The sequence below is a fragment of the Lysobacter sp. A286 genome, assembly GCF_054052105.1.
On sequence record NZ_JBSVRJ010000001.1, the window covers coordinates 747,977 to 773,232 of the forward strand.

Here is a 25,256-nt window from a genome sequence, read left to right on the forward strand (position 1 = left end):
AATTTCCCCTATCCGAGCGCCCCATGACCTTACCGCTGCAACTTGCCGAATCCCGTCTCCTGTTGCCGGCCGGGCTTGACGCCAACGCACTGGAAGCCACATTCGGCACTTTGCTCGGCCCCGGCATCGATTTTGGCGACCTGTACTTCCAGCACGCCCGGCGCGAGAGCTGGACGGTGGAAGACGGCATCGTCAAGGACGGCGCCCATTCCATCGAGCAGGGCGTGGGCGTGCGTGCGATCAGCGGCGAGAAGACCGGCTTTGCCTATTCCGACGAGATCAACAGCGCGGCGTTGATTGCCGCGTCCAGTTCTGCACGCGCGATCGCGCGTGACGGGAACTCGGTCACGACCCGGTCGCTGGTGCGCAGCAACGCGCACGCGCTGTATGCGCCGGAGGATCCGATCGACTCGCTGGCCAACGAGGACAAGGTCGAGGCGCTGCGCCGGATCGACCAGCTGTTGCGCGCCGCCGATCCGCGGGTCAAGCAGGTGATGGTGAGCCTGTCTGGCGGTGTCGACACCGTGCTGATCGCGCGCAGTGACGGCGTGCTGGCGGCCGACGTGCGCCCGCTGGTGCGCTTCAACGTGCGGGTCATCGTCGAGCACAACGGTCGCCGCGAGTCCGGCTCCACCGGCGGCGGTGGCCGTTACAGCTATGCCGAGTTGTTGGCCGACGGCAAGCCCGAGGCCTGGGGCCGGGAGGCGCTGCGCCAGGCATTGTTGAACCTGGAGGCGGTCGACGCACCGGCCGGGGTGATGCCGGTGGTGCTTGGCAACGGATGGCCCGGTGTGCTTTTGCACGAGGCTGTCGGCCACGGACTGGAAGGCGACTTCAACCGCAAGGGCACCAGTACCTACGCCGGCCGCATGGGGCAGCGCGTGGCTTCGCCCGGCGTCACCATCGTCGACGACGGCACCCTGCCGGGCCGCCGTGGCTCGCTCAACATCGACGACGAGGGTCAGCCGACCGAGTGCACCACCCTGATCGAGGACGGCGTGCTGGTCGGCTACATGCAGGACAGCCTCAACGCGCGGCTGATGGGCATGAAACCGACCGGCAACGGCCGCCGCGAATCCTTCGCCCACCTGCCAATGCCGCGCATGACCAACACCTACATGCTGGCCGGCACGCATGACCCGGAAGAGATGATCCGCTCGGTCAAGCGCGGCCTGTACGCGGTCAATTTCGGTGGCGGCCAGGTCGACATCACCAGCGGCAAGTATGTGTTCTCGGCGACCGAGGCTTACCTGATCGAGGACGGCAAGGTCACCGCGCCGGTCAAGGGCGCGACGCTGATCGGCAACGGCCCGGAGACCATGCAGAAGGTCAGGATGATCGGCCATGACCTGGCGCTGGATGAAGGTGTCGGCGTCTGCGGCAAGGACGGCCAGAGCGTGCCGGTCGGCGTCGGCCAGCCGTCGCTGCTGATCGACGGCATCACGGTGGGCGGCACCCAGGCGTGAGCGCCTGCCGCCCGTCGGACGCGGTGCTAGAGCGTATCGCTGTCGTCGTCTGCGACAGGCGCGTCCTCACGGGCCGCGTCATCGGCCAGCATCATCGCCCGCAACTGTCGGAACAGCTCACGGAACGCGCGCGGCGGCTTGTTGCGCTTGCGCTCTTCCAGCGTGTTGCGCACCAGTTGCCGCAATCCCTGGCGGTCGGCATCGGGGTGCAGGTCGAGCAGCTCACCCAGCGCCACGTCACCTTCGGCCAGCAGGCGGTCGCGCCAGGCTTCGACCCGGTGCATCGCCGCGGTCTCACGACGAGCGGCGTCGCCTTTCTCGTCGAGTGCGTCGCGCAGCGCCTCCAGCGTCTGGTCATCTTCGCGGCGCAACTGCTTGGCCAGGAACGCCATTTGCCGCTTGTGCGCGATGTGGGAGGTGATCCGGCGCGCGTCACTGATGAGCGGCAACAGCGACTCGGGAACCGGCATCCGGGCCAGTTGGGTCTCCGTCAGGGCCACCAGTTGCTGGCCCAGCGTCAGTACCTCCAGCGCATCGCGACGCTGCTGGCTGCGGCTGTCGCCGCGAAATTCGCCGGTTTCTTCGTCTTTGCCACGCATCTTCAACATCCACGTCATTTCGAATTGCAAGGATAAGACATTGAACGACATCACTCCCGTCCCCGTTGAGGCTGCCGTGCCGGCCGACACCGCCAGTTCTGCCCGTCTGGACATGCTTGCGGGGCTGTCCGCACGCTTGCTGGAGCGCGCGCAGGCCAATGGCGCCGACCAGGCTGAGGTGTCCTGTTCCGAAGATACGGGGCTCAACGTCAATGTCAGGATGGGCGAGGTCGAGACCGTCGAGTCGACCCGTGACCGCGGCATCGCGGTGACCGTCTACTTCGGTGGTCGCAAGGGCAGCGCCTCCACCGCCGACCTGCAAGAGGAAAGCCTGGCCGCCACCGTCGACCAGGCCTGCGCGATTGCGCGCCACACCGAGCATGACCCGGCGGCGGGATTGGCCGATGCGGCGCTGATGGCGACCGATATCCGCGAGTTCGACAGTTGGCATCCATGGGCGATCGAAGCCGACCAGGCCATCGACCTGGCACTGGCCTGCGAACAGGCCGGCCGTGACCTCGACCCGCGCCTGGAAAACTCTGACGGCGCCTCGGTCGGCAGCGGCAGCAGCCTGTCGGTGTATGCCAATTCGCACGGCTTCGTGGGCCGCGAGCGCAGAACCCACCACAGCCTTGGTTGCGCGCTGATTGCCGGCCGTGGCGCGGACATGCAGCGCGATGGCTGGTACAGCATCGCGCTGGCCGCCGACGAACTGGAGTCGGCGGCAGCGATCGGCCGCAAGGCGGCGCAGAGGGCGTTGTCGCGACTGGCTCCGCGACAGATCGCGACCGGCCAGTACCCGGTGTTGTTCTCGGCGGAGATGGCCCGTTCGCTGATCGGCCACCTGCTCGGAGCGGTTTCCGGTGGCGCGTTGTACCGCCGCGCGAGCTTCCTGCTCGACAGCGCCGGCACCCAGCTGTTTCCCGACTGGTTCGCGATCGACGAGCGGCCGTTCCTGCCGCGCGGTTTCCGCTCGGCGTCGTTTGATGGCGAAGGCGTCGCCACCCGCGAGTCGGCACTGGTCACCGGCGGCGTGTTGCAGCGCTATGTCCTGGGCAGTTATTCGGCGCGCCGACTCGGCTTGCAGACCACGGCCAACGCCGGCGGCGTGCACAACCTGCAGGTGGCAGCCAATAGCGGTGATTTCGACTCCATGCTGGCCGGCATGGGGCGTGGTTTGCTGGTCACCGAACTGATGGGGCAAGGCGTCAACAACATCACCGGCGATTATTCGCGCGGCGCGGCGGGCTTCTGGGTCGAGGACGGCAAGATCCAGTACCCGGTCGACGGCATCACCATTGCCGGCAACCTCAAGCAGATGTTCTCCGCAATCGAGGCGGTGGGCAGCGATGTCGACCCACGCTCGCATGTGCACACCGGCTCGATCCTGGTCGGGCGGATGACGGTTGCCGGCGAAGGCTGAGCGCCGGCCGGTTGACCTGCCAATGGGCAACCGACATGCTCCGCTGACGATTCACCACGGGAGATTTGCATGAACGATCACGAACAAGACCACGATCCACTCGGCACGCCGCAAGAGCCGGTTGACCAGGGTATTCCCGTGCAGCAACGGCAGTGGGCGATGTTTTCCCATCTGTCTGCATTGACCGGCATCTTCACCGGTGGCCTGGGATGCATCCTGGGGCCGCTGATCATCTGGCTGGTCCAGAAAGACACCATGCCCTTCGTCGACGACCAGGCCAAGGAAGCGCTCAACTTCAACATCACCGTCGGCATCGTCACGCTGGGCCTGGTGGTGGTCGGGACTGTTCTGTTGGTGATCCTGATCGGCTTCCTGTTCTATTTTGCCGCCTTCGTGGTTGGGATCTACTGGCTGGTGATGACCGTGATCGCGACGATCAAGAGCAATGAGGGTGTCGCCTACCGTTATCCGATGACCCTGCGGCTGGTGAGCTGATTCCTGCGCTTGCCGTCGTGGCCGGCCGCTGAGGTCGGGCAGCATCCACGGGCCCGGGAGTGAATCCCCGGGCCCGTTTTTGTTGGGTGGCCGGCAACTGGCGACTGGCAGTCAGCGCCGGATCCGCTGGTCGAGGTGATCCATCCGCGCGTCCAGCGGCGGGTGGGTGTGATACAGCTGTGACATGCGCGCAGGACGCGTGCCCAGCGCCGCCATTTTCTGCAGGACCGAGTAGAACGTCAGCGGGTCGAAACCGGCCCGGGCCAGATAGATCCCGGCGGCTTCATCGGCCCGGTACTCGGCATCCCGATCCAGGCTGCTCATCAATACCGCCGCGCCGTAACGGTTGACGTAGTCGCGGGCGAAATCGGCGGCAATGCCCCGCGCCTGCACCTTCGACATGGCGATATCCTTGCCGACCTTCGCCACTTCCTGCTTGCGGATGACCTGGTAATGGTCGCGCTGGACGACGTGTCCCAGTTCGTGTGCGATCACCGCGGCCAGCTCGGCATCGCTGTCCAGCAGCCCATACAGGCCGCGGGTCACCAGGATGTAGCCGCCGGGCGCGGCGTAGGCGTTGATCTCGCCGTCGTCGATGACTCCGAAGGTCCACGGCAGATCCGGCCGCGCGGTCTGCGAGGCGACCCAGCCCCCGACCAGGTTGACCCGCTTCTGCGCTTCCGGGTTATCCCACAGCGGTGCGGCGCCCAACACCCGGCCGGCCAGTGCCGGGCCAAGCGCGAGTTCCTCGGCGGCGAGCTCTTGTTCGGACTTGCCGACCGCGCGGTCGGCTACGCGCATCGCGTTGTCGACGATCGCTCCGCCACCGAGTCTGGACAGCAGCCCGCGTGCCGACGACAGCGTCGAGCGCTTCTCCGCCTGGGTGGCCTGGCCGCCAGCGCCATGCGCAGCGGCTGCGTCAGGTCCCCAGGCGATGCGTGCCGGCTGCCAGCCCTGGGTGCGGGCGTGCGCGGCGGCTGTCTGCGGGCTGACCCGGTAATTCTGCATGCGCGAGATTCCGGCGCTGTCGTAGCGCGCAGTGCGCAACGTACCTTCGTTGATGCCGCGCACGCTGGCCGTTTCGGTGATACGGCCTTTGCCGGAATTTCCGGCGAACAGCGCCTGCGCATTGGCCGCCGGAGTTTCGGCAGCGGCGCTTGCCACGCGCACGTCATTCACCCGCACGTAACCGCTGGCGCCATTGGCCAGGTGCAACTGGTACCACAAGCCGTCCTGGCCGGTGATCCGGACGGCGGCGTTGCGTGACAGGGTCGCGACCTTGTCGGACTTGAAGTCGGGACTGCTGTGCACTTCCACGGAAGATTTGTGGACCACCGCCGGCATCTCCGGCTGTGAAGTGGCCGCGCCGGCAAGACTGCCGGCCACGATGAGTAGAGGGGACAGCAGCGCCGCGCCGATCCGTTTGGTGATGGTATTCATGCAGCTTCTCCATCGGGCACCGGGCCCGTGTGAACAAAGGTATTTGCGGCCGCCAGCGGCCACTCGGGGAGTTGATTGAAATCCTGGCCAAGCAGGGCGCGCAGCTTCCGTCGGCAGCCTTCGCGCTCGGTGTCGTTGGTGCGGGCGATCGCAAGGCTGGTCGCGAGCTGCGCCCCGGCGGCCGGCGCGCGGTCGAACTCGACCAGTCGGGCATGCAGTGCGTCCATGTCGTTGCGTATGCGGTCGCGCAGTGCATCCTCGCCGGTCCCGTTCCACAGCAGCATGATGGTGTCATCGAGCATCCCGGTCATGACGTGCTTGCGTTCCACCACGCCGTCGATCATGACGATGCCATCGTGGGCATATACATAACGGCGCAGGATGCGGCGGTATTCCCGGCGCCGGGTCTTGTACGCCCGGGACGACACGCTGGCGTCGGGCAGCAGGCGCAGCCTGACCACGGCGGTCCATGGCTCGGCGGCCGGGTCGTGCTCGGCGGTGTAATCGCTGTTGCCGGCGGCACGGCCACGCTGCACCCCCGAGTACAGTCGGCACACACCAAAACACAGGCTGACAAAACCGACACTGGCGAAGATATCGAGGAAGAACCCGAAGAAGGTCAGGCCGGCGAAGGCGAGCAGCAACAACACCGCGTTGATTGCCACGAACACCGAGTCGACGTCCTTGTGCGGTTGGCCGCGCCAGAACACCAGCGTGGTTAGCAGCGTCGCCAAGGCGGCAAGGACGTATTTCAGCCAGCCCGGTGGCATCCGGATCGCGGTCCCGGCGACCAGCGCCTCGGTGGCCTCGGCGAGTACTTCCACCCCTGGTGTCGCTCGACTTACCGGGGTCGGCTTGGTGTCGTTGACGCCGGCCGCGGTGAAGCCGACCAGCGCCAGCGTCCCTTTCAGCGAAGGCAGTGGATCGGCGTCCGAATGGCAGATGGGGCGCCCTTCGATAATGTCGGCGGCGCTGGCATAGGGCAGTTGCGAATGGGTGCGCCAGTTGACCCGTAACAGCGGTCGTGTCGGGCGCGGTACATGCCCATCGGCCAACTCCGCCAGGCGCAACGGCAGCGCCGGAATATTCCAGCCGCCGACACCCAGGTACAGGCGGACATCCCGCACCACGCCGTCTTTGCCACGGTCGATGTTGACCAGCCCGCTGTGGGCAGTCATCGCATCGCCGTAGGGCAGTAACAGCGCTATCGGCGGTCCGGGCGAGGTCGCTTGTGCAGTGTCCGGGTAGGCACCGGGTGCGGCATCCGCGGTCAGCGTCGCGCGGGCGTCGAAGGCCGGGTGCAGACGTGAGGCGGCGAACAGGAACCGACCATCGCCGGCGCGGGCCATCGCATTGAGCAACCGGTCACCCTGCGGGTCCTGCGTCGAGGGATCGGCGAACAGGATGTCGAAACCGGCCCCGAGCACTCCGGCCCGGTCGAGGCCGTCGATCAGGTCGGCGTGGCGATCGCGGCTCCATGGCCAGCCGTCTTCCCCGAGGTTGCGGAAGTGTGCGATCGAGCAGTCATCGATCTCGACCACGACCACCCGTCCCGACGGTGTGGGTTCCAGCGGGCGCCATTGCACCACCTGGTCGAAGATCGCGTCCTCGGCGGCGTCCAGCGAACGGTCATGGGTCCAGTCCCAGGCCAGCCAGGCGATCGCCACCAGCGCCAGCAAGGGGAAGAACGCGAAGCGCAGCTTCAGCGTCAGCCCCGCCAAAGGGCGCCGATAGCCACGCAGCACCACCGTCCAGGCGTCCATGGCCCAGACGCCCAGGGTGGCCATCGTGGTGTGGAACCATGCCAGCGTGACGCGATCGGGCCTGCGGGCCATTGCTTTACCTTCCTTGCCAGGCAGTATTTTTCATGCCGGTTGTCATTGCCCACTATCAATAACCACATTCCGGGCTCGCAGAGGACATTCGCCCGGCGCGCGCAGCACCTCCCCCAGCGCGGTGCACACCCGGACGCGTGCGGTGGTGATGCATTCCTCGTCGTCGACGGCGGTGCTGACCACACAGGCCACGCGTACGCTGCCATCGTCGGGCAGCGCGGAGTCCTGTCCTGCCAGGTAGGCGTGCAGCGCATCCAGCTCGCGGCGGGCCGAGGCGATCACCTGGTCGCGGTCGGTGCCGCCCCACAGCAACACCGTCACATCCATCATCGAGTCCCAGAACCAGGTGTCGTACTCGACCACGCAATCCAGCGCGACCGCATCGGTGCCCTTGTACATGAACCGTCGCAGCCGCCGCCGGAACTCACGCAAGCGGCTTTCCAGCACCTTCGGCTCCAGCCCGGGGTTGGGGACAAAGCGCAGCCGCGCCATCGCCAGCCAGGGATGCAGGTCGGGATCAAACGATTGCCGATAGTCGTCGTTGCCGATGGCATAGCCGCGCTGGGTGGTCGCGTACATCCGACAGAATCCGAAGCACAACGCGACAAAGCCGATCGCCGCGAAGATGTCCATGAACACCGCAAACCGGGTGACACCCACGTAGGCAAGCGCCAGTAGCAGCAGGTTGCCGGCGATGAACATCTCGTCCATTTCCCAGGCGGGTTCACCGCGGAAGAACGCGTAGCCGGTCAACGCCACCAGCAGCGCGGCGAGCACGTACTTGAACCACGCCGGTGGCATCCAGATCGTGCGACTGGTCAGCAGTGCCTCGACGGCCTCGGCATGCACTTCGACCCCTGCCATTACCGGGTCGACCGGGGTGGGCTTGGCGTCGTTGAGGCCTGCGGCGGTATAGCCGACCAACACCGTGCTGCCTTCCAGGTCTGGTATCGGCACGTTGGGGTCGCCGCAGACGGGCTTGCCTTCCAGCAGGTCGACTGCGCTGATACCCGGCAGCTTGCTGTCAGTACGCCAGTCGATCCGGATCGTGTCGGGATAGCTGGCCAGCCGCGCGGTGTCCGCGCCCGCGGCCAGGCGCAACGGCAGCGACGGGATAGCCCAGTCACCGACCGTCACCCGTAGCGGGATGTCGCGCAGCACGCCATCGGCACTGCGCGTGACATTGACCAGCGCCGCGTTGCGAGCCATCGCCTCGCCATACGGCAACAACAAGGCGACCGTCGGGTCGTGTACCGGCTCATCGACGACCGGGAATGCCGCCGGCGCCTGGGATACGTGCAACGTCGAGCGGTGATCGTAATCCTGGTGCAGCCGGGTGGCGGCGAACACAAAGCGCCCTTGTCCGCCATCGGCCATGGCCTCCAGCACCGAGTCGGCCATCGGGTCACTGTGGGAGCGGTCGATGAACTGGACATCGAAACCTGCCGCACGCACCCCGGCGCGGTCGAGCAGGTCGAGCAGGTCGGCATGCCGCTGCCGGCTCCACGGCCAGCCGCCTTCGCCGCGCGCACGGTAGTACTCGATCGAGCAATCATCAATGGCGACAATCGCCACCTTTCCGGATGGTTTGGGCTCCCACAGTCGCAACGCGATGACCGTGTCGAAGATTGCGTCCTCGGCGGAAACCAGGTGGCGTTGGTGCTGCCAGTCCCAGGCAAGCCATCCCAGCGCAAGCAGCGCCAGGAGAGGGTAGAACCAGAAGCCCAGACGCAGCGCCAGCCGGGCCAAGGGTCTCCGGTAGCCCTTTTCCACTTGTCCCCAACGCTCCACGAAGGTGTGGCCCAGGTGGGCCATCACCCCGTTGATGCGTGCCACTTGCCGTTGCAGGAAGTCCCGGATCACGTTCGTTCACCCGCCTCGTAGCGGCGCATCGGGTAGCGTCAGTTGTCGGAAGCCCCGTGCACTTTGATGGTCTGGCGCGCGAGGATGTTGCGCGACTGGTTGAGGATGTAGCGCACCTCATAGGTGCCCGGCGCATCGGGCAACTTGAGTTTCAGCGGATTGCCGCTGCGGGTGCGGGTGTAGTTGAGTTCCTCCCTGCTGTCGGCGTCCGGCTCGGCGATGGCGATGTAATCGTCGGTGTAATCCGGTCCGGTCCAGTTCACCGTAATGGTCGAGCCCGCCGGCGCGGTCGCCGGGATCTCCAGCGTCGCCTCCACTGCCGTGACCTCGATGGTCTGGCGCGCGAGGATGTTGCGCGACTGGTTGAGGATGTAGCGCACCTCGTAGGTGCCCGGCGCATCGGGCAACTTGAGTTTCAGCGGATTGCCGCTGCGGGTGCGGGTGTAGTTGAGTTCCTCCCTGCTGTCGGCGGCCGGCTCGGCGATGGCGATGTAATCGTCGGTGTAATCCGGTCCGGTCCAGTTGACCGTAATGGTCGAGCCCGCCGGCGCGGTCGCCGGGATTTCCAGCGCCGCCTCTACTGCCGTGACCTCGATGGTCTGGCGCGCGAGGATGTCACGCGACTGGTTGAGGATGTAGCGCACCTCGTAGGTGCCCGGCGCATCGGGCAACTTGAGTTTCAGCGGATTGCCGCTGCGGGTGCGGGTGTAGTTGAGTTCCTCCCTGCTGTCGGCGGCCGGCTCGGCGATGGCGATGTAATCGTCGGTGTAATCCGGTCCGGTCCAGTTGACCGTAATGGTCGAGCCCGCCGGCGCGGTCGCCGGGATTTCCAGCGCCGCCTCTACTGCCGTGACCTCGATGGTCTGGCGCGCGAGGATGTCACGCGACTGGTTGAGGATGTAGCGCACCTCGTAGGTGCCCGGCGCATCGGGCAACTTGAGTTTCAGCGGATTGCCGCTGCGGGTGCGGGTGTAGTTGAGTTCCTCCCTGCTGTCGGCGTCCGGCTCGGCGATGGCAATGTAATCGTCGCTGTAATCCGGTCCGGTCCAGTTCACCGTAATGGTCGAGCCCGCCGGCGCGGTCGCCCGGATCTCCAGCGCCGCCTCTACTGCCGTGACCTCGATGGCCTGGCGCGCCAGAATGTCACGGGTCTTGTTTGAAATGTAACGAATTTCGTAGGTGCCAGTGGCATCGGGCAACTTGAGTTTCAGCGGATTACCGCTCCTGGTGCGGGTGTAGTTGAGTTCCTTCCTGCTATCGGCATCGGGCTTGGCGATGGAGATGTAATCGTCGGCCTCATCCGGACCGCTCCAGGTAACGCGCACTTCCGATCCTGCCGGTGCACTGGCATGCGCCTCGAGCGTGGCGGCCAACTCCACAATAATGGGCAGCGTCAGGCGGGTGCCATTGACGCCGGTTTCGATCGCACCGGTGGCGGTGGCGCCGTCAGACAGCCGCTTGACGGTCACGTCGTGCACGCCGCGTGGGATTTTGGTTTCGACCGTGCCCGATTCGCTCGACTCGAACAGGACTTCGCCAGTTGCTCCGTGCAGGACCGTCCAGGCCAGGCCGTCCTTGATCACCGGGCCGCCATCCTGATCGGTTGCGATCAACTTGATTGCAACCGTTTCAACCGGCGCGGGCTCCGGCTTCGACTCCGGCTTTGGTTCCGGCTTTGGTTCCGCCGCTACCGCGCTGACTTGCTGCAGCGCCGCGCTCAGCTCGGCCGCATCGCTGGCCAGCAGTGAGATGCCGCCGGTGCGATCGGCCATGCAACGCAATTGCTCCTTGGCGGTTTTCTCATCGTCGCCCAGACCGAAGCCGACGGTGTGCACGGTCAGGTCGACGCCATTTTTTTCCAGCGTCGAAGCCACCGTGCACGGGTCCAGGTTGCAAGTCTCCAGGCCATCGGATACCAGGATGACGGTCGCCTTGTTCTCGCTGTACTTCAGTGCCTCGGCGGCCTGTTGGACCGCCGCCGTCATCGGCGTCATGCCCTTGGGATTGATGTCATTGACCGCCTTGCGGATGGCATCGCGATCGGTGCCGACCTCGACCAGCGTCTCGATGTCCTTGCAGTCGCCCTTGCGGTTGTGGCCATAGGCGACCAGCCCGAGTCGACGGTTTGCCGGCAGATCATCGAGCAGGTCCGAGATGACTTCGCGGGCAATGGTGATTCGCGCCACGCCATCGATCTGCGCCCACATCGAGCCGGACGCATCCAGTACCAGGATGGCATCTTCGGCGGGTGCGGCGGCGGGTTCCTGTGCCAGGGCCGGTGTGCCGGCGACGGCAAAAGTCGCGGCGAATGCGGCAAGCAGTCGGCCTGAAATCATCATGTTTTCCCCAAGCGATTTGAATAGCTCCGCGTTACCCTATAGCACGGTCATGCGCCGCGACAAATGTGCGCGGGTCGATGCAGTCATTGAGACGGGTGTCGCGCCATGACAACAAAAGCCATCGGCAGTTGGAGTTTCAGGGCTCGGTTGAACGGTATTTCCGCGCAGTGAGGAGGCGCGCGTAAGCATCCTGCGTTTTTGGATCCTGCGCTCCGCGCGACTGCTCCAGCGTGGCATGTGCCTGCAGCAGCAATGGTTCGGAAATATCGAATCGGCCTTGTCGGGCCAACGACGCGCCCAGCAGGCTGCGCGCCTCGGCAATCTGCCAGTGATCGGGGGAGCGGGCCAGTTCGCGGATGCGTAGTGCCTCGCGGAACTGTGCTTCGGCCGCCTCCGCATTGTCCATCTCCAGGAACAGCTCACCCAAATTCTTGATGCTGGTGGCGGTCCATGGGTGTTCCGCACCAACCCCCTCGCGATAGATGCTGATCGCTTGACGGTAGAGTGGCTCCGCCTTGGCAGGGCGATCCAGGTCGCGATACAGGTTGGCGAGGTTATTCAAGCTGTCGGCGACGAGCAGGTTGTCTTCGCCAAAGACCTCTCTTCTAATCACCAGCGCCTTGCGATAGGCCGTTTCGGCCTCGTCGTAACGCTCCTGGCCGCGGAGCGCGCCGCCGAGGGTATTCATGGCGTCGGCGACGCGGGAATGGCTCTCGCCATAGAGCGTCAGGTCCATTGCCAGTGCTTCGCGCGCCAGAGTTTCGGCTTCGGCGAAGCGGCGTTCCTCCCGCATATGGACAGCCAGGCTGCTGATGGTGTTGGCAATCTGCGGGTGGATCGGACCGAGGCTCTTGCGCCGCGCTGCGATCACTTCGCGATACATGCGCTCGGCAGCTTCCGACTGCCCCTGTTCGTTCAACAGTACCGCCAGGTTGTTCAAGGTGGAGACAACGTCCGGATGATTGCCGCCCAGTTGTGCCCGCCGCGTGGCGAGGACCTGTTGGTATAGCGATTCCGACTCGTCGAGCTTGCCTTGGCGGCGCAGGACCGCCGCCAGGTCGTTGCGGATTCTGGCGACCTCCAGATGGTCGGGACCAAACAGTTCCAGGCACTGCGCGAGCGCATCGCGCAGCAGTTCGTCGGCGCGCTCGTAGTTTCCGCGCTCCCAGGCCAGCACGGCCAGGCTATGCAGGCTCTGGGCAACATCGCGGTGACGTGGGCCGTAGAGTTTCCGGCGCATCTCCAAACCTTGCTGTAGCAGGTCGTTGGCGGTGTCGTACTCGCCCAGGCGCACGTAGATGCCGCCCATGATGTGTTTCATCTGCGCCTGTACGGCAGGCTGGCTCGCCAGCCCGTCATCGAGTTTGGCGGCAGCACGGTCGAGCACCTCGCGCACGGTGACGTCTTCGCCCCGTGCCTGCGACGGGTCCGCCGATTCGAACATCTCAATTAGCAGGCCAGCCACCTCTTCGGCCTTGGCTGCCTCGGCTTCGGCCTTCGCCGCTGCGGCGTTCGCAAGGTCGCGCTCGTGGGCAATGCGGGACACGTGCAGAACCGACAGGGACAGGCTCGCCAGCAGTGCGATCGTTGCGGCGGCCACGCCCCAGCGGTGGCGGCGCACGAACAGCCCGGTACGGTAGGTCCAGGTGGCGGGGCGGGCAGCAATCGCCTTACCACCCAGGTGACGCTTGATGTCGTCGGACAGTTTCCCGGCGGACGCGTAGCGGTGCTCGGGCTGCTTCTGCAACGCCTTCTGCACGATGCTGTCCAGATCGCCCTGCAACCGCCGCGCCAGCTGCGTCGGCGTGGTACCGCGCAGTGCGGCGACATCGCCGTCGATCTCGCGCGCGAGCTCGCTCGGCGGTGCCGGGTCGTCCTCCAGGATCGCGCGTTCCAACTGCTCATGCGTCGCCGCGCCGGCAAACGGGAGCGAGCCGGTCAACAGTTGGTACAGCAGTACGCCCAGGGCATAGATGTCGGCGGCGGTGGAGGCATGCTCGCCGCGGATCTGTTCGGGCGCGGCGTAGCGCGGTGTCAGCAGACGTTCGTCGTGTTGTGTCAGCCCTCCCTCGACGAGGCCATGGGTTGCGATGGGAGTCTGCACGCCGACGCCGTGCGTGCGTGGATGGTCTGCTGGCGCGTCTTCGTCGTCGATACCCGCTTCGATGATCCTGGCAATGCCAAAGTCGAGCAGCTTGATCGACGGTTGGCCGAGGTCGTCCTCCTCCACCATGACGTTGCCGGGCTTCAGGTCGCGATGGACCACCAGGTTGCGATGCGCGTAGGCGACCGCGGCACAGATGCTGCGAAACAACCCGAGCCGGGCCGGAAGATCCAGACGCTTGCGGTCGCAATAAGAGGTGATCGACTCACCCTCGACATGCTCCATGATGAAGTAGGGCCGCCCGTCGGGCAGGCTGCCACCGTCGAGCAGATAGGCGATGCCGGGGTGTTCCAGTTGCGCCAGGATGCGGCGCTCGTCGCGGAAGCGCGCAATCAGCCGGCTGCCGATCCGCTCGCGTACCACCTTGATCGCCACCTGCTGTTCAAACTGGCCGTCACAGCGTTCACCGAGGAACACCGTGCCCATGCCGCCGCGGCCGATCTCGCGGATGATGCGGTATACGCCGATCTGTTCGGGTTGCGCCGCTTGCCCCTGGCCGAGTGCGTCGCGTAGCTCGCCGAAGTACGAGTCGGCTTCGTCGTCCAGCGCTACCAGCCGATCCACCTCGGCTTTCAGGTCGGCATCGTCTCCACAGGCCTCGGCAATCCGCGCCGCGCGTTGATCGGGTGCAAGCTCATCCAGCGCGCCCAGGATCTCTTTTGCGCGTAGCCAGCGCTCGGTGTCCATCACCGGTGTTGCCGCCTGCGTGCCGCGGGTCGAGCGCAGGCGGCGCTCACGACGTTACGGAGGCCGGGGCGGTGGCTCGCGACGGCCCGGAAGGCTGCGTTGTTGGTGTCTTCCGGAGTTCCTGCAAGTCGGCAAGACGGGTCTTGGCAGCACGGGTGTGGGGGTCGTTCTCGCCAAGGGCCTGTTGCAAGGTCGCATACCCGGCTTTCAGCAGCGGTTCGGCGGCGTCCAGTTGACCCTGTGCTGCCAAAGCCTCGCCCAGCAGGCTTTGCGTGTCGGCCACTTTCCAGTGGTCGCCGGGAAGGTTCTTCTGGCGGATGCGCAGTGACTCGCGCAAGGCTTCTTCTGCGGCGCTTGCGTTGTCCGCGAGCAGGTACATCGCACCCTGGTTGCCGATCATGCTTGAGGTCCAGGGATGCTCTGCCCCCGCGGCCTCGCGGATGATGGCGATCGCCTCGCCATACAGCGGTTCGGCGCGCACGTAATCGCCTTGGCCGCGGTACAGGTTGGCCAGGTTGTTGAGGTTGACGGCAATGTGCGGGTGCCCCGGTTCCAGTGTCGCGCGACGCATGGCAAGCGCCTGCTGGAGCAGGGATTCGGCCTCGTCGTAGCGTTCCAGCCTGGTCAGCAGAGCCGCAAGCTGGCCCATGCCGGCTGCGACCTCGGGATGGTTGTCGTCAAACAGCTTGCGTGTCATCGCCAGCGATTCGCGCATCAGTGGTTCGGCTTCCGGGAAGCGTTGCCGTGTGGTCAACAGAACGCCGAGGTTGCTCAGCGTGGTGGCGAGGCTGGGATGAACCGGGCCCAGCAGCTCGCGTTGTTGGGCGAGGGCCAGGCGGTAGTACTTCTCGGCCTCCTCGAATTCGCCCTTGGCGACCAGCAGCACGGCCAGGGTGTTGCGGACGGCCATCAGGGCTTCGGGAGCGGCTCCAGGTGGCGTGCTGGCCGTGGCAAGGGCCGCGCGGAGCAATGTCTCGGCTTCGTCGTTTTTGCCCTGGCGCTGCAGTGCCCCACCAAGGTCGTGTTGCGTGGAGGCCACCTGCAACGGGTCGGGGTGGGCCAGCTCCAGGCGCCCGGCCAGCACGTCGCGCAGCAGGGTCTCCGCCTTGTCGTCCTGCTGGCGTCGCAGCGCCAGCGTCGCCATGGCCTGCATGGTGTCCAGCGCCTCAGGATGGTTCGGGCCATGGCGGTCGCGTTGCAGCGCCAGCGCCCGGGTCAGCAAGGTTTCTGCCTCCTCGTATTTGCCCAGGCTGGTGTAGACGGCGCCGATGATGGCATCCATTTTTGCGCGGACGTCAGGCTGGTCGGCCAGTTCCGTCTGCATTCTGTCAGAGGCTTGCTCCAGCACCTCGCGTACGCTGATCTCCTCGCCCCGGGCCTGCGCCGGGTCGGCCGACTCCAGCATGCTGACCAGAAGGCCGGTGACCTGCCGGGCCTTGGTCGCCTCGATGCGCGCCAGATCGCGCTCGTGAGTGATGTTGTTGACGTGCAGCGCGGCAGAGGCGACGGCAGCGATCAGGACCAGCGCAGCTGCGGCCACACCACGCCGGTGCCGACGCAGGAACACGCCGGCACGGTATGTCGCCGTACCCTGCCTGGCAGTGACTGTTTCGCCATCGATGTGGCGCCGGATGTCATCGGCCAGTTGCCCGACCGATGCGTAACGCTGATCCGGGTCGCGGTGGATGGCCTTGAGCACGATGCTGTCGAGGTCGCCGCGAAGCTGGCGCGCGAGTTTCCCTGGCGTGGTGCCCCGAAGGGCTGCGACGGCGGCATCCTCACGGCTCGCGGTCAGACTGGGCAGTGCCGGCGAGTCCTCCAGAATGGCGCGCTGCATGTCCCCGGGTGTGGACACGGCGGCCCCAAAAGGGTGCGTGCCGGTCAGGAGCTCATGCAGCAGCAGGCCCAGTGCATACACGTCGGAGGCCATGGTGGCCTTTTCGCCGCGAATCTGTTCGGGCGCGGCATAGCGTGGCGTCAGCAGCCGCTCGCCATGTTGGGTCGAGGCGCGTGCGGTCAGGTCGGCGGCCGGGACTGGTCGGTTTTCCGCCTCGCCGTCCCCGTCCCGCTCATTGTCGTCCGCGTCATCACCGAGCCCCTCGGCGATGATCCGGGCGATACCGAAGTCCAGCAGCTTGATCGTCGCGTCGCCCCGGCGATCTTCCTGCACCATCACGTTGGCCGGTTTCAGGTCGCGATGGATGACCAGGCTGCGATGCGCATGGGCGACGGCCGCGCACACGTCGCGGAACAAACCCAGCCGGGCGTGGACATCCAGCTGCTTGTGGTTGGCATAGGTAGTGATCGACTCGCCCTGGACGTACTCCATGACGAAGTAGGGGCGGCCGTCGGCGAGGCTGCCGCCATCTAGCAGGTAGGCGATGCCGGGGTGTTTCAGCTGGGCGAGGATGCGGCGCTCGTCGCGGAAGCGTTCCAGTAGGTTGCCGCCGATGCCATGGCGCACCACCTTGATCGCCACCTCCTGCTTGAACTGGCCATCGTTGCGCTCGCCGAGGTACACCGTGCCCATGCCGCCACGGCCGATCTCGCGGATGATGCGGTACACGCCGACCTGTTCCGGTTGCGCAACTTCTCCCTGGCCCAGCGCGTCGCGCAGCTCGCCGAAGTACGAGTCGGCTTCGTCGTCCAGCGCCACCAGCCGCTCCACCTCGGCTCTCAGGCCGGCATCGTCTCCGCAGGCTTCGGCAATCCGCGCCGCGCGTTGATCGGGTGCAAGCTCATCCAGCGCGCCCAGGATCTCTTTTGCGCGTAACCAGCGCTCGGCGTCCATTACCAGTGCTGCCGTCGGCGTGTTGCCGGTTGAGCGTGGACAGCGGCGCTCACGGCGTTACGGAGGTCAGGTCGCGCCGCAACTCGCCATACAACCACGCGCGTGCGGCGCTCCAGTCGCGGGTGACAGTGCGCCGGGTGATACCCAGCGCGTCGGCGGTTTCCTCCGCGCTGAGGCCGCCGAAAATGCGGCACTCCACCACTTGTGCGGCGCGCGGGTCGACATCCTTCAATCGCTCGAGCGCTTCGTCCAGTGCCAGCAACTCCTCGCTGCGTTGCTCCGGTATCAGCAGCGCCTCTTCCAGCGGCAAGTGTGCCTCGCCGCTACCGCGTTTCTGCGATGCCTGACGTTGGGCATAGTTGATCAACAGATGCCGCATGGCACGCGATGCGACGGCCAGGAAGTGCGAGCGGTTCTCGTACTCGCCGCCACAGCCCACCAGCTTCAGGTAGGCCTCGTGCACCAGGGCAGTCGCGTTGAGGGTCTCGTTGCCATTCCATCGCGCGCGCTGCTGATGTGCGATGGTTTGCAGCGCGTCATAGACACGCGCAAACAATTCGTCATGCGCGTCCGCGTCCAGCTCCTCGCCTCGATGCAAGGCGTTGAGCAGGCGCGTCACGTCGCCCTCGATGGGTGCAGGCAATGCGGACATGGTGTTCGGTGGTACCCCCTCGGTCGCCGCCAACTTAGGCTCCCGGAAACGCAAAAGCAAATCCGATGTCCTCTCTTGGACGGCTTTTCGGTAGTAATGGGTTGGACACCACCTATCGAACTGGAGAACACCAATGAGGCCATCCTGCCTTTCTGCCATTGTCGCGACGGTGGCACTCCCGCTTAGTGGCATGCCAGTAAGAAAAAGATTCTTGTCACGCAAATCAATTCATCCGAGGGGTGTGTAATGAACAAATCAAGTAGAAACCGCGGCGCAAAGATCGTCATTCCAATGATCGTCGCGTTCATCGCCGGTGGCGTCCTTGTCGGCTGCTCTGGCGCCGGCCAGGACGAGCCGGCCAGCGCACCGCCCGTAGCCAGCGCAGACGGCGTCCGGCCCGACGCCGCGCCCACATCGGATACGGCAATGCCCGAGCCGGCGTCCAAACCTTTGCCGGAGGGATACCCCGACAATGCTGCGCCGATTTACGAGCCCTCCACGATCACGCACGTCTTCAAGATGGGGTCCGGCGCGACGCTCAAGTACATGGTCACGGCACAGACCGGCGATAGCGTCGATGTCGTCGCGGCATCGCTTGCCGATGACTACAAGGCGCAGGGCGCCGAAGTCTCCGAGACGCCGTTGAACGAGGAAGGCGTCGGCCAGGTCGTGGCGTCCAAGGATGGCTACGGCATCATCATGACCTACTCGACGGGTGACACGCCCGGCACCACCAACATCACCTACGACGTGCACAAGCAGAGAGGTCGCCGTTAGAAAAGGTGTGGGAAAATCCGATGTCCTCCCCCGGGTGGTTTCCCGGTAATGGATGGGGAAGACGTTGTCATGGGGCGCTCGCGTCGGCTTCAAGCCGCGGGTGGCCGGGCAACGTCACTACTCACCAAAAAGGGAGAACACCACATGATCAGTCGCATTCCTCACCGCCAGATCGGCAACGAACAGCGCGTCACTCCGCGCAGCAACCAACTGGCGTTGGCGGTCGCTGGTCTGCTCGCTCTGGGCATGTCCGCCGGCGCCCACGCCGCCACGGTGGAGTGCACCGACACCACCGGCAACCCGGCCGGTGTGGCCGGCTCCAACGCAGTGGCCTGCGGCGATGAAGCAGTGGCGGGCGCGTGGGCTGTGGCCGTTGGCAGGAGGGCGGTTGCAGGTGACGAGGCGGTTGCGATCGGCCAGGCTGCCAACGCGGCTGGCCTGGCCAGCGTGGGTATCGGTGAAGGTGCCAGTGCCGCCGACCAGCAGTCCACGGCACTGGGCGCCTTCGCCTATGCCCGCGTAACCGACTCGGTGGCCATTGGCAGTAGGTCGGTAGCCAACGACTTCCAGAGTGTTTCCTTTGGCCACGCCGCCGGTGACGCGCAACCCGGTGGCGGAACTTACGCCACTGATCTCAACCGTCGCCTGATGCACGTTGCCACTGGTATCAACGACACTGACGCGGTCAACGTCGCCCAGCTCAACGCTTCCCTGGCGGCTGCGGGCGGCTCGCCGTATTTCGCCGCTGACGACAGCGCGGATACCACGCCGGCCCTCGCCTTGGGCGGCAGCACCGCGGTGGGCGTGAGCAGCGCCGCCGATGGCGAAAGCACCGCAATCGGCTTCGACAGCGCGGCCAAGGGCGAAAGTGTCGCCGTGGGCCATGGTGCGAACGCGCAAGCACCGCAGGCCAGCGCTCTCGGGCATGGTGCGCAGGCCACGGCTGACGGTGCCACGGCGCTCGGCTTCAGCTCGTCGGCGACCGGTGCAAACGGCGTGGCCGTCGGCAATCACAGCATCGCCAACCAGGAGGGTGCCGCGGCGGTGGGCGGCTGGAGGGACAACAACGGCGACGGCGTCGTCGACGCTGATGAACTGACCTTGGCATCGGGCACAAACAGCAGCGCCTTCGGCAGCGGCGCGCAGGCAGTGGGCCTCGACTCCACTGCCTTGGGTACAAGGAGCCATGCTGCTCTTGGCTCACTGGCAGCAGGCATCCGCAGCAGTGCTTCCGGGTCGTTTAGCTCTGCTATCGGCGCGTTAGCCTCTGCGACCCATTCCCACAGCACGGCAGTGGGCACCGGCGTTTTGGCCGATGCCGATTTCGCCACGGCACTGGGCTCGTACAGCCAAGCCACCGGCGAATCCGCCACCGCCGTGGGCAGTTGGACCGACAAGAACGGCGACAACATCGTCAATTCCACTGAAAGGGCCCTGGCATCAGGCACCGGCAGCAGCGCCTTCGGCAGCGGCGCGCAGGCGACCGGTGAGTTCAGTACAGCCACGGGCGCAGGTAGCCAGGCCAGTGGCTATGGCGGCACCGCGACGGGTGCAGACAGTGATGCGACTGGGCACAGAAGTACGGCCACGGGGTACAGCAGCCATGCGACTGGCCAGGCAAGTGTAGCGGCGGGTTACGGCAGCAATGCCAGTGGCGAACTCACCGTTGCCATAGGCAATTTTGCTCTCAGCGATGCCGACGCGGCCATGGCACTGGGCAACGGCAGCAGTGCGACGGGTATCAACAGTGTGTCCCTGGGTGCGTATTCGGTAGCCGGCAGTGCGGATGTGGTCTCGTTCGGCCATGCCACCGGTGATCTTAATAGCATCGGCATCGCCTACGGCAGCGACCTCAACCGCCGCCTGATCCACGTGGCTGATGCCGTCAATGCCACCGACGCGGTCAACCTGGGGCAACTTGATGCGGCCATTGCCGGCGTGACTGTTGGCGGTGGTGGCACGCCCAACGCGGTGGCCTACGACGGCACCGCGCATACCGACCTGACCCTGGCCGGCACTAGCGGCACCAGCATCCACAATCTGGCTGACGGTGTGGCGGTAGATGACGCGGTCAACAAGGGCCAGCTCGATGCGGTGGGCGGACAGGTCGCCAGCGTGGCGGGCGATGTCACCGCCATCGACGGGCGCGTGACCACCGTGGAAGGTGATATTGCCGCACTACAGGGTGCAGCCGGCACGCTCGACTATGTAAGCGCCGACGGTGCCGGGGACGGCAGCGATGCCGCCAGCGTGGCAGCCGGTTCACGTGGCGTGGCGGTGGGCTCCAACGCCGAAGCCGGTGGCGCGCTGGGTACGGCCATCGGTGCCGACAGCTATGCGGCTGGCGCCAACGACACCGCGCTGGGCGGCAATTCGAAGGTCAACGCGGACGGTAGCACCGCAGTCGGTGCCAATACCGTGATCGACGCGGCCGCCACCAACGCGGTGGCCGTGGGCGAGAGTGCCTCGGTAACGGCATCCGGTGCGGTGGCATTGGGCCAGGGGGCGGTGGCCGATCAGGCCGATACGGTCTCGGTCGGCAGTGCCGGCAACGAGCGCCGCGTGGTCAACGTGGCCGATGGCACCGCTGCCACCGACGCGGTCAACAAGGGCCAGATGGATGCCGGTGATGCGCAGGCCCTGGCCGACGCCAAGGCGTACTCGGATGCGCAGGTGATCGCCGCCGGGGCGATTACACCCGACCAGGTGCAGGCCCGGGTTGATGCCGGCGACGCAGCCACCCTGACCTCGGCGCAGGATCATGCCGACGCGGGCGATGCGGCGACGTTGTCGACCGCTCAGGACTATGCGGATGCGGGTGATACGGCGACGTTGTCGACGGCCCAGGACTATGCAGATGCGGGTGATGTCGCGACGTTGGCAACCACCCAGGACTATGCCGACACCGGCGATGCGGCGACCTTGCAGTCGGCGAACAACTACACCGACCAACAGGTCCTGGCGTGGGACCAGAGCCTGACCGAGTTCCGCAATCAGGTGGACGACCGTTTCTATCGCACCGATGACCGCATCAGCCGGCAAGGTGCGATGAGCGCGGCGTCGATGCAGATGGCCATGGCCGGCGCGGGCGCGAGTCGCGATGGTCGTTTGGCTGCGGGCGTGGGCTTCCAGGACGGACGTGCCGCATTGGCGGTCGGTTATGCAAAGGCTGTCAGTGACCGCGTGCGCATCAACTTCGGTGGTGCGTTCAGCGGCTCGGAGTCATCGGCCGGTATCGGTATCGGCGTCGACTTGTAATACGCCGGCAGGGCGCGGGTTGCGGGCAGTGACATGCAGGCAACCCACGCTTGGCCGGATCTGTTTGTGCTGTCGCCTGCCCGTACGAACCTCATCCCGGACGCATCGGGCAGGCGGCAGTGCAAGCGTCGTGTGACAGGTCCACACGGACGATGTTTGCTACTGTCGGGCCGGGGATCAAACGACGAGTTGCCTGTCCGGCATAAATGGGTGCGGGCGCTTTCGGCGCCTGGCGGCCGTTTTAATGTCGGTTGCACGTTGGTTGGTCGGGGAGGGCGCATGGCGCCAACACATTCCATGCAACACCAGAGGGGAGTACGACCGTAATGGATATCGGAAAGCTCGTAGAGCGCGTCACGTCGATCCTGTTCTCACCCAAAAGTGAGTGGCCGGTCATCGCCGACGAGCCGGCCAGCGTCAAGAGCCTGTACACCGGCTACATCATGATCCTGGCGGCAATACCGGCCGTGTTCGGTTTCATCAAGGGCAGCCTGATTGGCCACAGTGCGTTCGGCGTGTCGGTGACGACATCGATCATGGCGGGCTTGTTCGGGATGGTCGTCAGCTACATCCTGAGCCTGGTGGTGCTGTATGTCATCGCGCTGATCATCAACGCGTTGGCGCCGACGTTCGGCGGCCAGAAGAACCAGTTGCAGGCGCTCAAGGTCGTTGGTTATGCGTGGACTGCGGCCTGGATTGCCGGCATCGCGACCATCATCCCGTGGCTGGGTTGGCTGATCGCGCTGGCGGGCGGCATCTACAGCATCTATCTGCTTTACCTTGGCCTGCCGCACACGATGAAGTGCCCGCCGGAGAAGGCGGCAGGCTACACCGCCGTCAGCGTGATCATTGCCGTGGTGCTGAGCGTGTTGCTGGGCGTGGTGGTCGCCGGATTCATGGGCATGGCCGGCCTGACCGGTGCTGCGGTCAATGGCAGCGCACGGGGGGGCGACAACGTCACCTTCGACGAGGACAGCCAGCTCGGTCGACTGGCCGCAATGGGCCAGCGCATGCAGGCGGCAGCCGAGGCGCAGGCCGAAGCAGCCAATGGCGGTTCCGATAATTCCGGTAATGCTGGTGCCAGCTCCAGCTCTGGTGGGTCAGGCGGCGATGCGCAAGCGCAGGCGGAACAAGCCATGGGCGCGATGATGGGCGCCATGCTCGGCGGCAAGGATGGCAAGGTCGCCGCTTCGCTGACGCCCGATCAACTCAAGGCATTCCTGCCCGAATCGATCGGCAATCTCACGCGTGAAAGCCTGTCGTCCAGCCGCAATGGCGCCATGGGCATGCAGATCACTGAAGCCAAAGCCGGCTACGCCAATGCCGACCGCAGTCAACGCGTGGACCTCCAACTGACTGATGCGCCTGCTACGGGCGGGTTGATGGCGATGGCCAACGCGTTTGGCGGCGGCGGTGAGTCCGAGAGCCAGAGTGCTGACGGCTACGAAAAGACCTACACCCTCGACGGTCAGCGGATCCACGAGCAGTGGAACAACAAATCCCAGCGTGGCGAGTACAGCATCTCGGTCGGCGGCCGCTTCCAGGTCGAGGCCAAAGGTCAGGTCGACAGCATGGACCAGCTCAAGGGAGTTGTTGGCAGCCTCGACCTGAAAGGCCTTGCCGCGATGAAGGGTGCGGACGAGCAGCAGTAGGCGATTCCATATCCGCCTGTCCTGTCCGTGCGGCTTTTCCGGTAACAGATGCTACGGATAGGCGGTTCGGATCCGCACCGTTCACAAGGAAGATTTCATGACGTGTCGTCACTATTTCGCTGCACTTGCCATCGTCGCGGCATTGTCAGGTTGCACCACTTTGTCGCAGGGCGAATGCCTGACCGGCGACTGGTACGCGGTGGGGCGCAATGACGGCAGCCGCGGCATGACAACTTCGCGCCTGTTCGAGCATCACAAGGCCTGTGCCGAATACGGCGCCCGTCCCGATCCGGTGGCCTACGACGCCGGACGCGAGGCTGGATTGTTGCTGTATTGCACACCGTACAAGGGCTTTACCGAGGGACGCGACGGCCACCCCTACCGCAACGTGTGCCCATTGGATACCGAGCGTGACTTCATGGCCGGCTACCGCAGCGGCAGCATCATCCACGACGCGCAGGAAGCGTTGGACGACGTCCAGCGCGAGATCAAGACCCGCCAGTTCCGCATCGACGACAAGGACACCAGCGACAAGGAGCGGGCCCGGCTGCTGCGGGAGCTGCGTGACCTGCATCGCGACCGCAGCTTCCTGGAGCGCGAGGTCAGTCGCCTCAGGTACCAGCATGCGCCGCCCGGGGGCGGCTACCGCTGAGCAGGTGGTGGTAGCGAAATCCGACTGGTCGATGGGTACACCGACTCATGAGGCGAAACGACAGGAGTCATCAATGAAGCAGTATCAGCGCACCTTGGCGACCGTCATGGCGACGGCTGGGCTGTCGGTGGCAATGTCGCTGCCGGCCATTGCCGGCGCCGGCTCGGCGCTGCCCTGTTCCGGGGTTTGGGATGGCGCCATGTATGGACCGCATGGTCGGCTTATGGACCGGACCGAGATGCAACTGGAGTTCTGGAATTGCGGCGAGCGGTTGCAGGCCTACGAGACCCGAACGAACGAGCCGGCGGCGTTTTCGCGCACGTCGCGGTTGCCCAATACCTATTCCCGGACCGAGCAACAAGGTGGATTCACACTGGCGGTAGATTACCGGCAGCAGACACCTAGGCAGATGAGCGTGACCTGGGACTTCAACGGCCAGGCGACCCATACCGGCACGCTGACCTACCTGCGCCCGCTGCCGAGCGGCACCATGGAACTGCTGGCCGCCGACTGCAAGGACGGCCGGCAGGAACACAAGATCGACGACCCGAAGACCCCCGAGGAAGCGCGTGCGCTGGCCAACGGCAAGCAGTTGTTCGAGACCGTGCTGGCGGTGGTGGGTGAGCGCGTGGTGGAGACGGCCGACAAACCGTTGCGCGACTATCTCACGCTCGTGCCGGCGTCCCGGGTCAACGGCAAGACGCGCGTCGTGCTGCGCGTGGCAAACGACGGCAGCCTGTTGCCCGACCCGGGAAACTACGCCATGGATCACACGCGCTGCGTCGAAGGCGAACGCGAGTATGTGCCCACCGCCTCGTTTCTTTATTTCACCGCCTTCGAACTGGTCGATACCGGCTCCGGGAGCAGGCCGACGACCATGACGCGGGTGACCAAAAATCCCGACGGCACCCAGACCAGCAGCCGGCAGTCGCTTGATGTCTTCTACGACACGCAACTCCAACAAGTCGACTTCGAAACAGGAAAGATCACAAAGGCCCAGCACGCCTCGTCTTCCGAGCCGGGCGACATGCAGGAGTCGGTCGAGGCCGTGATGCAGGCGATGCGACTGGGATCCTTCCGGCTGAATGATGGCTTTGCCAGCACGGGCCAATAACGCGGTTGATGCGGCGCGGCCAATGGTTGGGCGCGCCTGGTGATAGGAG

General features: G+C 65.6%; 16 protein-coding genes. 8 read left to right on the forward strand and 8 right to left on the reverse strand.

Annotation, left to right across the window (positions count from 1 at the left end):
• The first annotated feature begins 23 nt into the window (after positions 1-23).
• Positions 24-1,466: a metalloprotease TldD gene (gene tldD, locus ACW7G0_RS03605; protein ID WP_456987675.1), complete on the forward strand. Its 1,443-nt coding sequence runs from the start codon at positions 24-26 to the stop codon at positions 1,464-1,466.
• 26 nt (positions 1,467-1,492) lie between these two features.
• Here tldD and yjgA read toward each other — a convergent pair whose 3' ends face one another.
• Positions 1,493-2,065 (reverse strand): ribosome biogenesis factor YjgA, encoded by a 573-nt coding sequence (gene yjgA / locus ACW7G0_RS03610; protein WP_456987677.1) that lies wholly within the window; start codon positions 2,063-2,065, stop codon positions 1,493-1,495.
• Between the two features lie 112 nt (positions 2,066-2,177).
• On the opposite strand from yjgA, the gene pmbA reads away from it, so the two are divergent.
• Together pmbA and ACW7G0_RS03620 are read left to right on the forward strand one after the other, a co-directional pair.
• Positions 2,178-3,488: a metalloprotease PmbA gene (pmbA, locus tag ACW7G0_RS03615; protein WP_456989441.1), complete on the forward strand. Its 1,311-nt coding sequence runs from the start codon at positions 2,178-2,180 to the stop codon at positions 3,486-3,488.
• Positions 3,489-3,647: 159 nt separating this feature from the next.
• Positions 3,648-3,983 (forward strand): DUF4870 domain-containing protein, encoded by a 336-nt coding sequence (locus ACW7G0_RS03620; RefSeq protein ID WP_456962980.1) that lies wholly within the window; start codon positions 3,648-3,650, stop codon positions 3,981-3,983.
• Positions 3,984-4,094: 111 nt separating this feature from the next.
• Here ACW7G0_RS03620 and ACW7G0_RS03625 read toward each other — a convergent pair whose 3' ends face one another.
• The 7 genes from ACW7G0_RS03625 to ACW7G0_RS03655 form a co-directional block, all read right to left on the reverse strand.
• On the reverse strand, positions 4,095-5,423 hold the full coding sequence (locus ACW7G0_RS03625; protein ID WP_456987678.1) for a M48 family metalloprotease: 1,329 nt from the start codon (positions 5,421-5,423) through the stop codon (positions 4,095-4,097).
• Positions 5,420-7,258, reverse strand: a complete 1,839-nt coding sequence (locus ACW7G0_RS03630; RefSeq protein WP_456987680.1) for a CHASE2 domain-containing protein — start codon at positions 7,256-7,258, stop codon at positions 5,420-5,422. The genes ACW7G0_RS03625 and ACW7G0_RS03630 overlap by 4 nt, the downstream gene beginning before the upstream one ends.
• 42 nt (positions 7,259-7,300) lie before the next feature.
• Positions 7,301-9,121 (reverse strand): CHASE2 domain-containing protein, encoded by a 1,821-nt coding sequence (locus ACW7G0_RS03635; RefSeq protein ID WP_456987681.1) that lies wholly within the window; start codon positions 9,119-9,121, stop codon positions 7,301-7,303.
• A gap of 38 nt (positions 9,122-9,159) precedes the next feature.
• Entirely contained in the window at positions 9,160-11,460 is a 2,301-nt protein-coding gene (locus ACW7G0_RS03640) for a vWA domain-containing protein (protein WP_456987683.1), read from the reverse strand.
• Between the two features lie 136 nt (positions 11,461-11,596).
• Positions 11,597-14,311 (reverse strand): tetratricopeptide repeat protein, encoded by a 2,715-nt coding sequence (locus ACW7G0_RS03645; protein WP_456987685.1) that lies wholly within the window; start codon positions 14,309-14,311, stop codon positions 11,597-11,599.
• Between the two features lie 46 nt (positions 14,312-14,357).
• Complete coding sequence (locus tag ACW7G0_RS03650; RefSeq protein ID WP_456987686.1) at positions 14,358-17,102, reverse strand: tetratricopeptide repeat protein; 2,745 nt, start codon at positions 17,100-17,102, stop codon at positions 14,358-14,360.
• Positions 17,103-17,151: 49 nt separating this feature from the next.
• Complete coding sequence (locus ACW7G0_RS03655; protein ID WP_456987687.1) at positions 17,152-17,754, reverse strand: ECF-type sigma factor; 603 nt, start codon at positions 17,752-17,754, stop codon at positions 17,152-17,154.
• A 291-nt stretch (positions 17,755-18,045) separates the two neighbouring features.
• Between ACW7G0_RS03655 and ACW7G0_RS03660 the strand changes: the two genes are divergently transcribed.
• The 5 genes from ACW7G0_RS03660 (at position 18,046) to ACW7G0_RS03680 (ending at position 25,207) form a co-directional block, all read left to right on the forward strand.
• A complete protein-coding gene (locus tag ACW7G0_RS03660; RefSeq protein ID WP_456987689.1) occupies positions 18,046-18,531 on the forward strand; it encodes a hypothetical protein in 486 nt (161 codons plus the stop codon).
• A gap of 144 nt (positions 18,532-18,675) precedes the next feature.
• Positions 18,676-21,789: a YadA-like family protein gene (locus tag ACW7G0_RS03665; RefSeq protein ID WP_456987691.1), complete on the forward strand. Its 3,114-nt coding sequence runs from the start codon at positions 18,676-18,678 to the stop codon at positions 21,787-21,789.
• A 326-nt stretch (positions 21,790-22,115) separates the two neighbouring features.
• Positions 22,116-23,441: a Yip1 family protein gene (locus tag ACW7G0_RS03670; RefSeq protein ID WP_456987692.1), complete on the forward strand. Its 1,326-nt coding sequence runs from the start codon at positions 22,116-22,118 to the stop codon at positions 23,439-23,441.
• Between the two features lie 97 nt (positions 23,442-23,538).
• Positions 23,539-24,093, forward strand: a complete 555-nt coding sequence (locus tag ACW7G0_RS03675) for a DUF2799 domain-containing protein (protein ID WP_456987694.1) — start codon at positions 23,539-23,541, stop codon at positions 24,091-24,093.
• Between the two features lie 133 nt (positions 24,094-24,226).
• Positions 24,227-25,207 (forward strand): hypothetical protein, encoded by a 981-nt coding sequence (locus ACW7G0_RS03680; RefSeq protein ID WP_456987696.1) that lies wholly within the window; start codon positions 24,227-24,229, stop codon positions 25,205-25,207.
• The last annotated feature ends 49 nt before the right edge of the window (positions 25,208-25,256 follow it).

Excerpts from the sequence above, each read along its gene's own strand:
- ACW7G0_RS03660 (WP_456987689.1), top strand. The coding sequence starts at position 18,046 with ATGATCGTCGCGTTCATCGCCGGTGGCGTCCTTGTCGGCTGCTCTGGC.
- ACW7G0_RS03645 (WP_456987685.1), bottom strand. The coding sequence starts at position 14,311 with ATGGACACCGAGCGCTGGCTACGCGCAAAAGAGATCCTGGGCGCGCTG.
- ACW7G0_RS03620 (WP_456962980.1), top strand. The coding sequence starts at position 3,648 with ATGTTTTCCCATCTGTCTGCATTGACCGGCATCTTCACCGGTGGCCTG.
- ACW7G0_RS03675 (WP_456987694.1), top strand. The coding sequence starts at position 23,539 with ATGACGTGTCGTCACTATTTCGCTGCACTTGCCATCGTCGCGGCATTG.
- tldD (WP_456987675.1), top strand. The coding sequence starts at position 24 with ATGACCTTACCGCTGCAACTTGCCGAATCCCGTCTCCTGTTGCCGGCC.
- ACW7G0_RS03640 (WP_456987683.1), bottom strand. The coding sequence starts at position 11,460 with ATGATGATTTCAGGCCGACTGCTTGCCGCATTCGCCGCGACTTTTGCC.
- ACW7G0_RS03655 (WP_456987687.1), bottom strand. The coding sequence starts at position 17,754 with ATGTCCGCATTGCCTGCACCCATCGAGGGCGACGTGACGCGCCTGCTC.
- yjgA (WP_456987677.1), bottom strand. The coding sequence starts at position 2,065 with ATGCGTGGCAAAGACGAAGAAACCGGCGAATTTCGCGGCGACAGCCGC.
- ACW7G0_RS03665 (WP_456987691.1), top strand. The coding sequence starts at position 18,676 with ATGATCAGTCGCATTCCTCACCGCCAGATCGGCAACGAACAGCGCGTC.
- pmbA (WP_456989441.1), top strand. The coding sequence starts at position 2,178 with ATGCTTGCGGGGCTGTCCGCACGCTTGCTGGAGCGCGCGCAGGCCAAT.
- ACW7G0_RS03625 (WP_456987678.1), bottom strand. The coding sequence starts at position 5,423 with ATGAATACCATCACCAAACGGATCGGCGCGGCGCTGCTGTCCCCTCTA.
- ACW7G0_RS03680 (WP_456987696.1), top strand. The coding sequence starts at position 24,227 with ATGTCGCTGCCGGCCATTGCCGGCGCCGGCTCGGCGCTGCCCTGTTCC.
- ACW7G0_RS03650 (WP_456987686.1), bottom strand. The coding sequence starts at position 17,102 with ATGGACGCCGAGCGCTGGTTACGCGCAAAAGAGATCCTGGGCGCGCTG.
- ACW7G0_RS03670 (WP_456987692.1), top strand. The coding sequence starts at position 22,116 with ATGGATATCGGAAAGCTCGTAGAGCGCGTCACGTCGATCCTGTTCTCA.
- ACW7G0_RS03630 (WP_456987680.1), bottom strand. The coding sequence starts at position 7,258 with ATGGCCCGCAGGCCCGATCGCGTCACGCTGGCATGGTTCCACACCACG.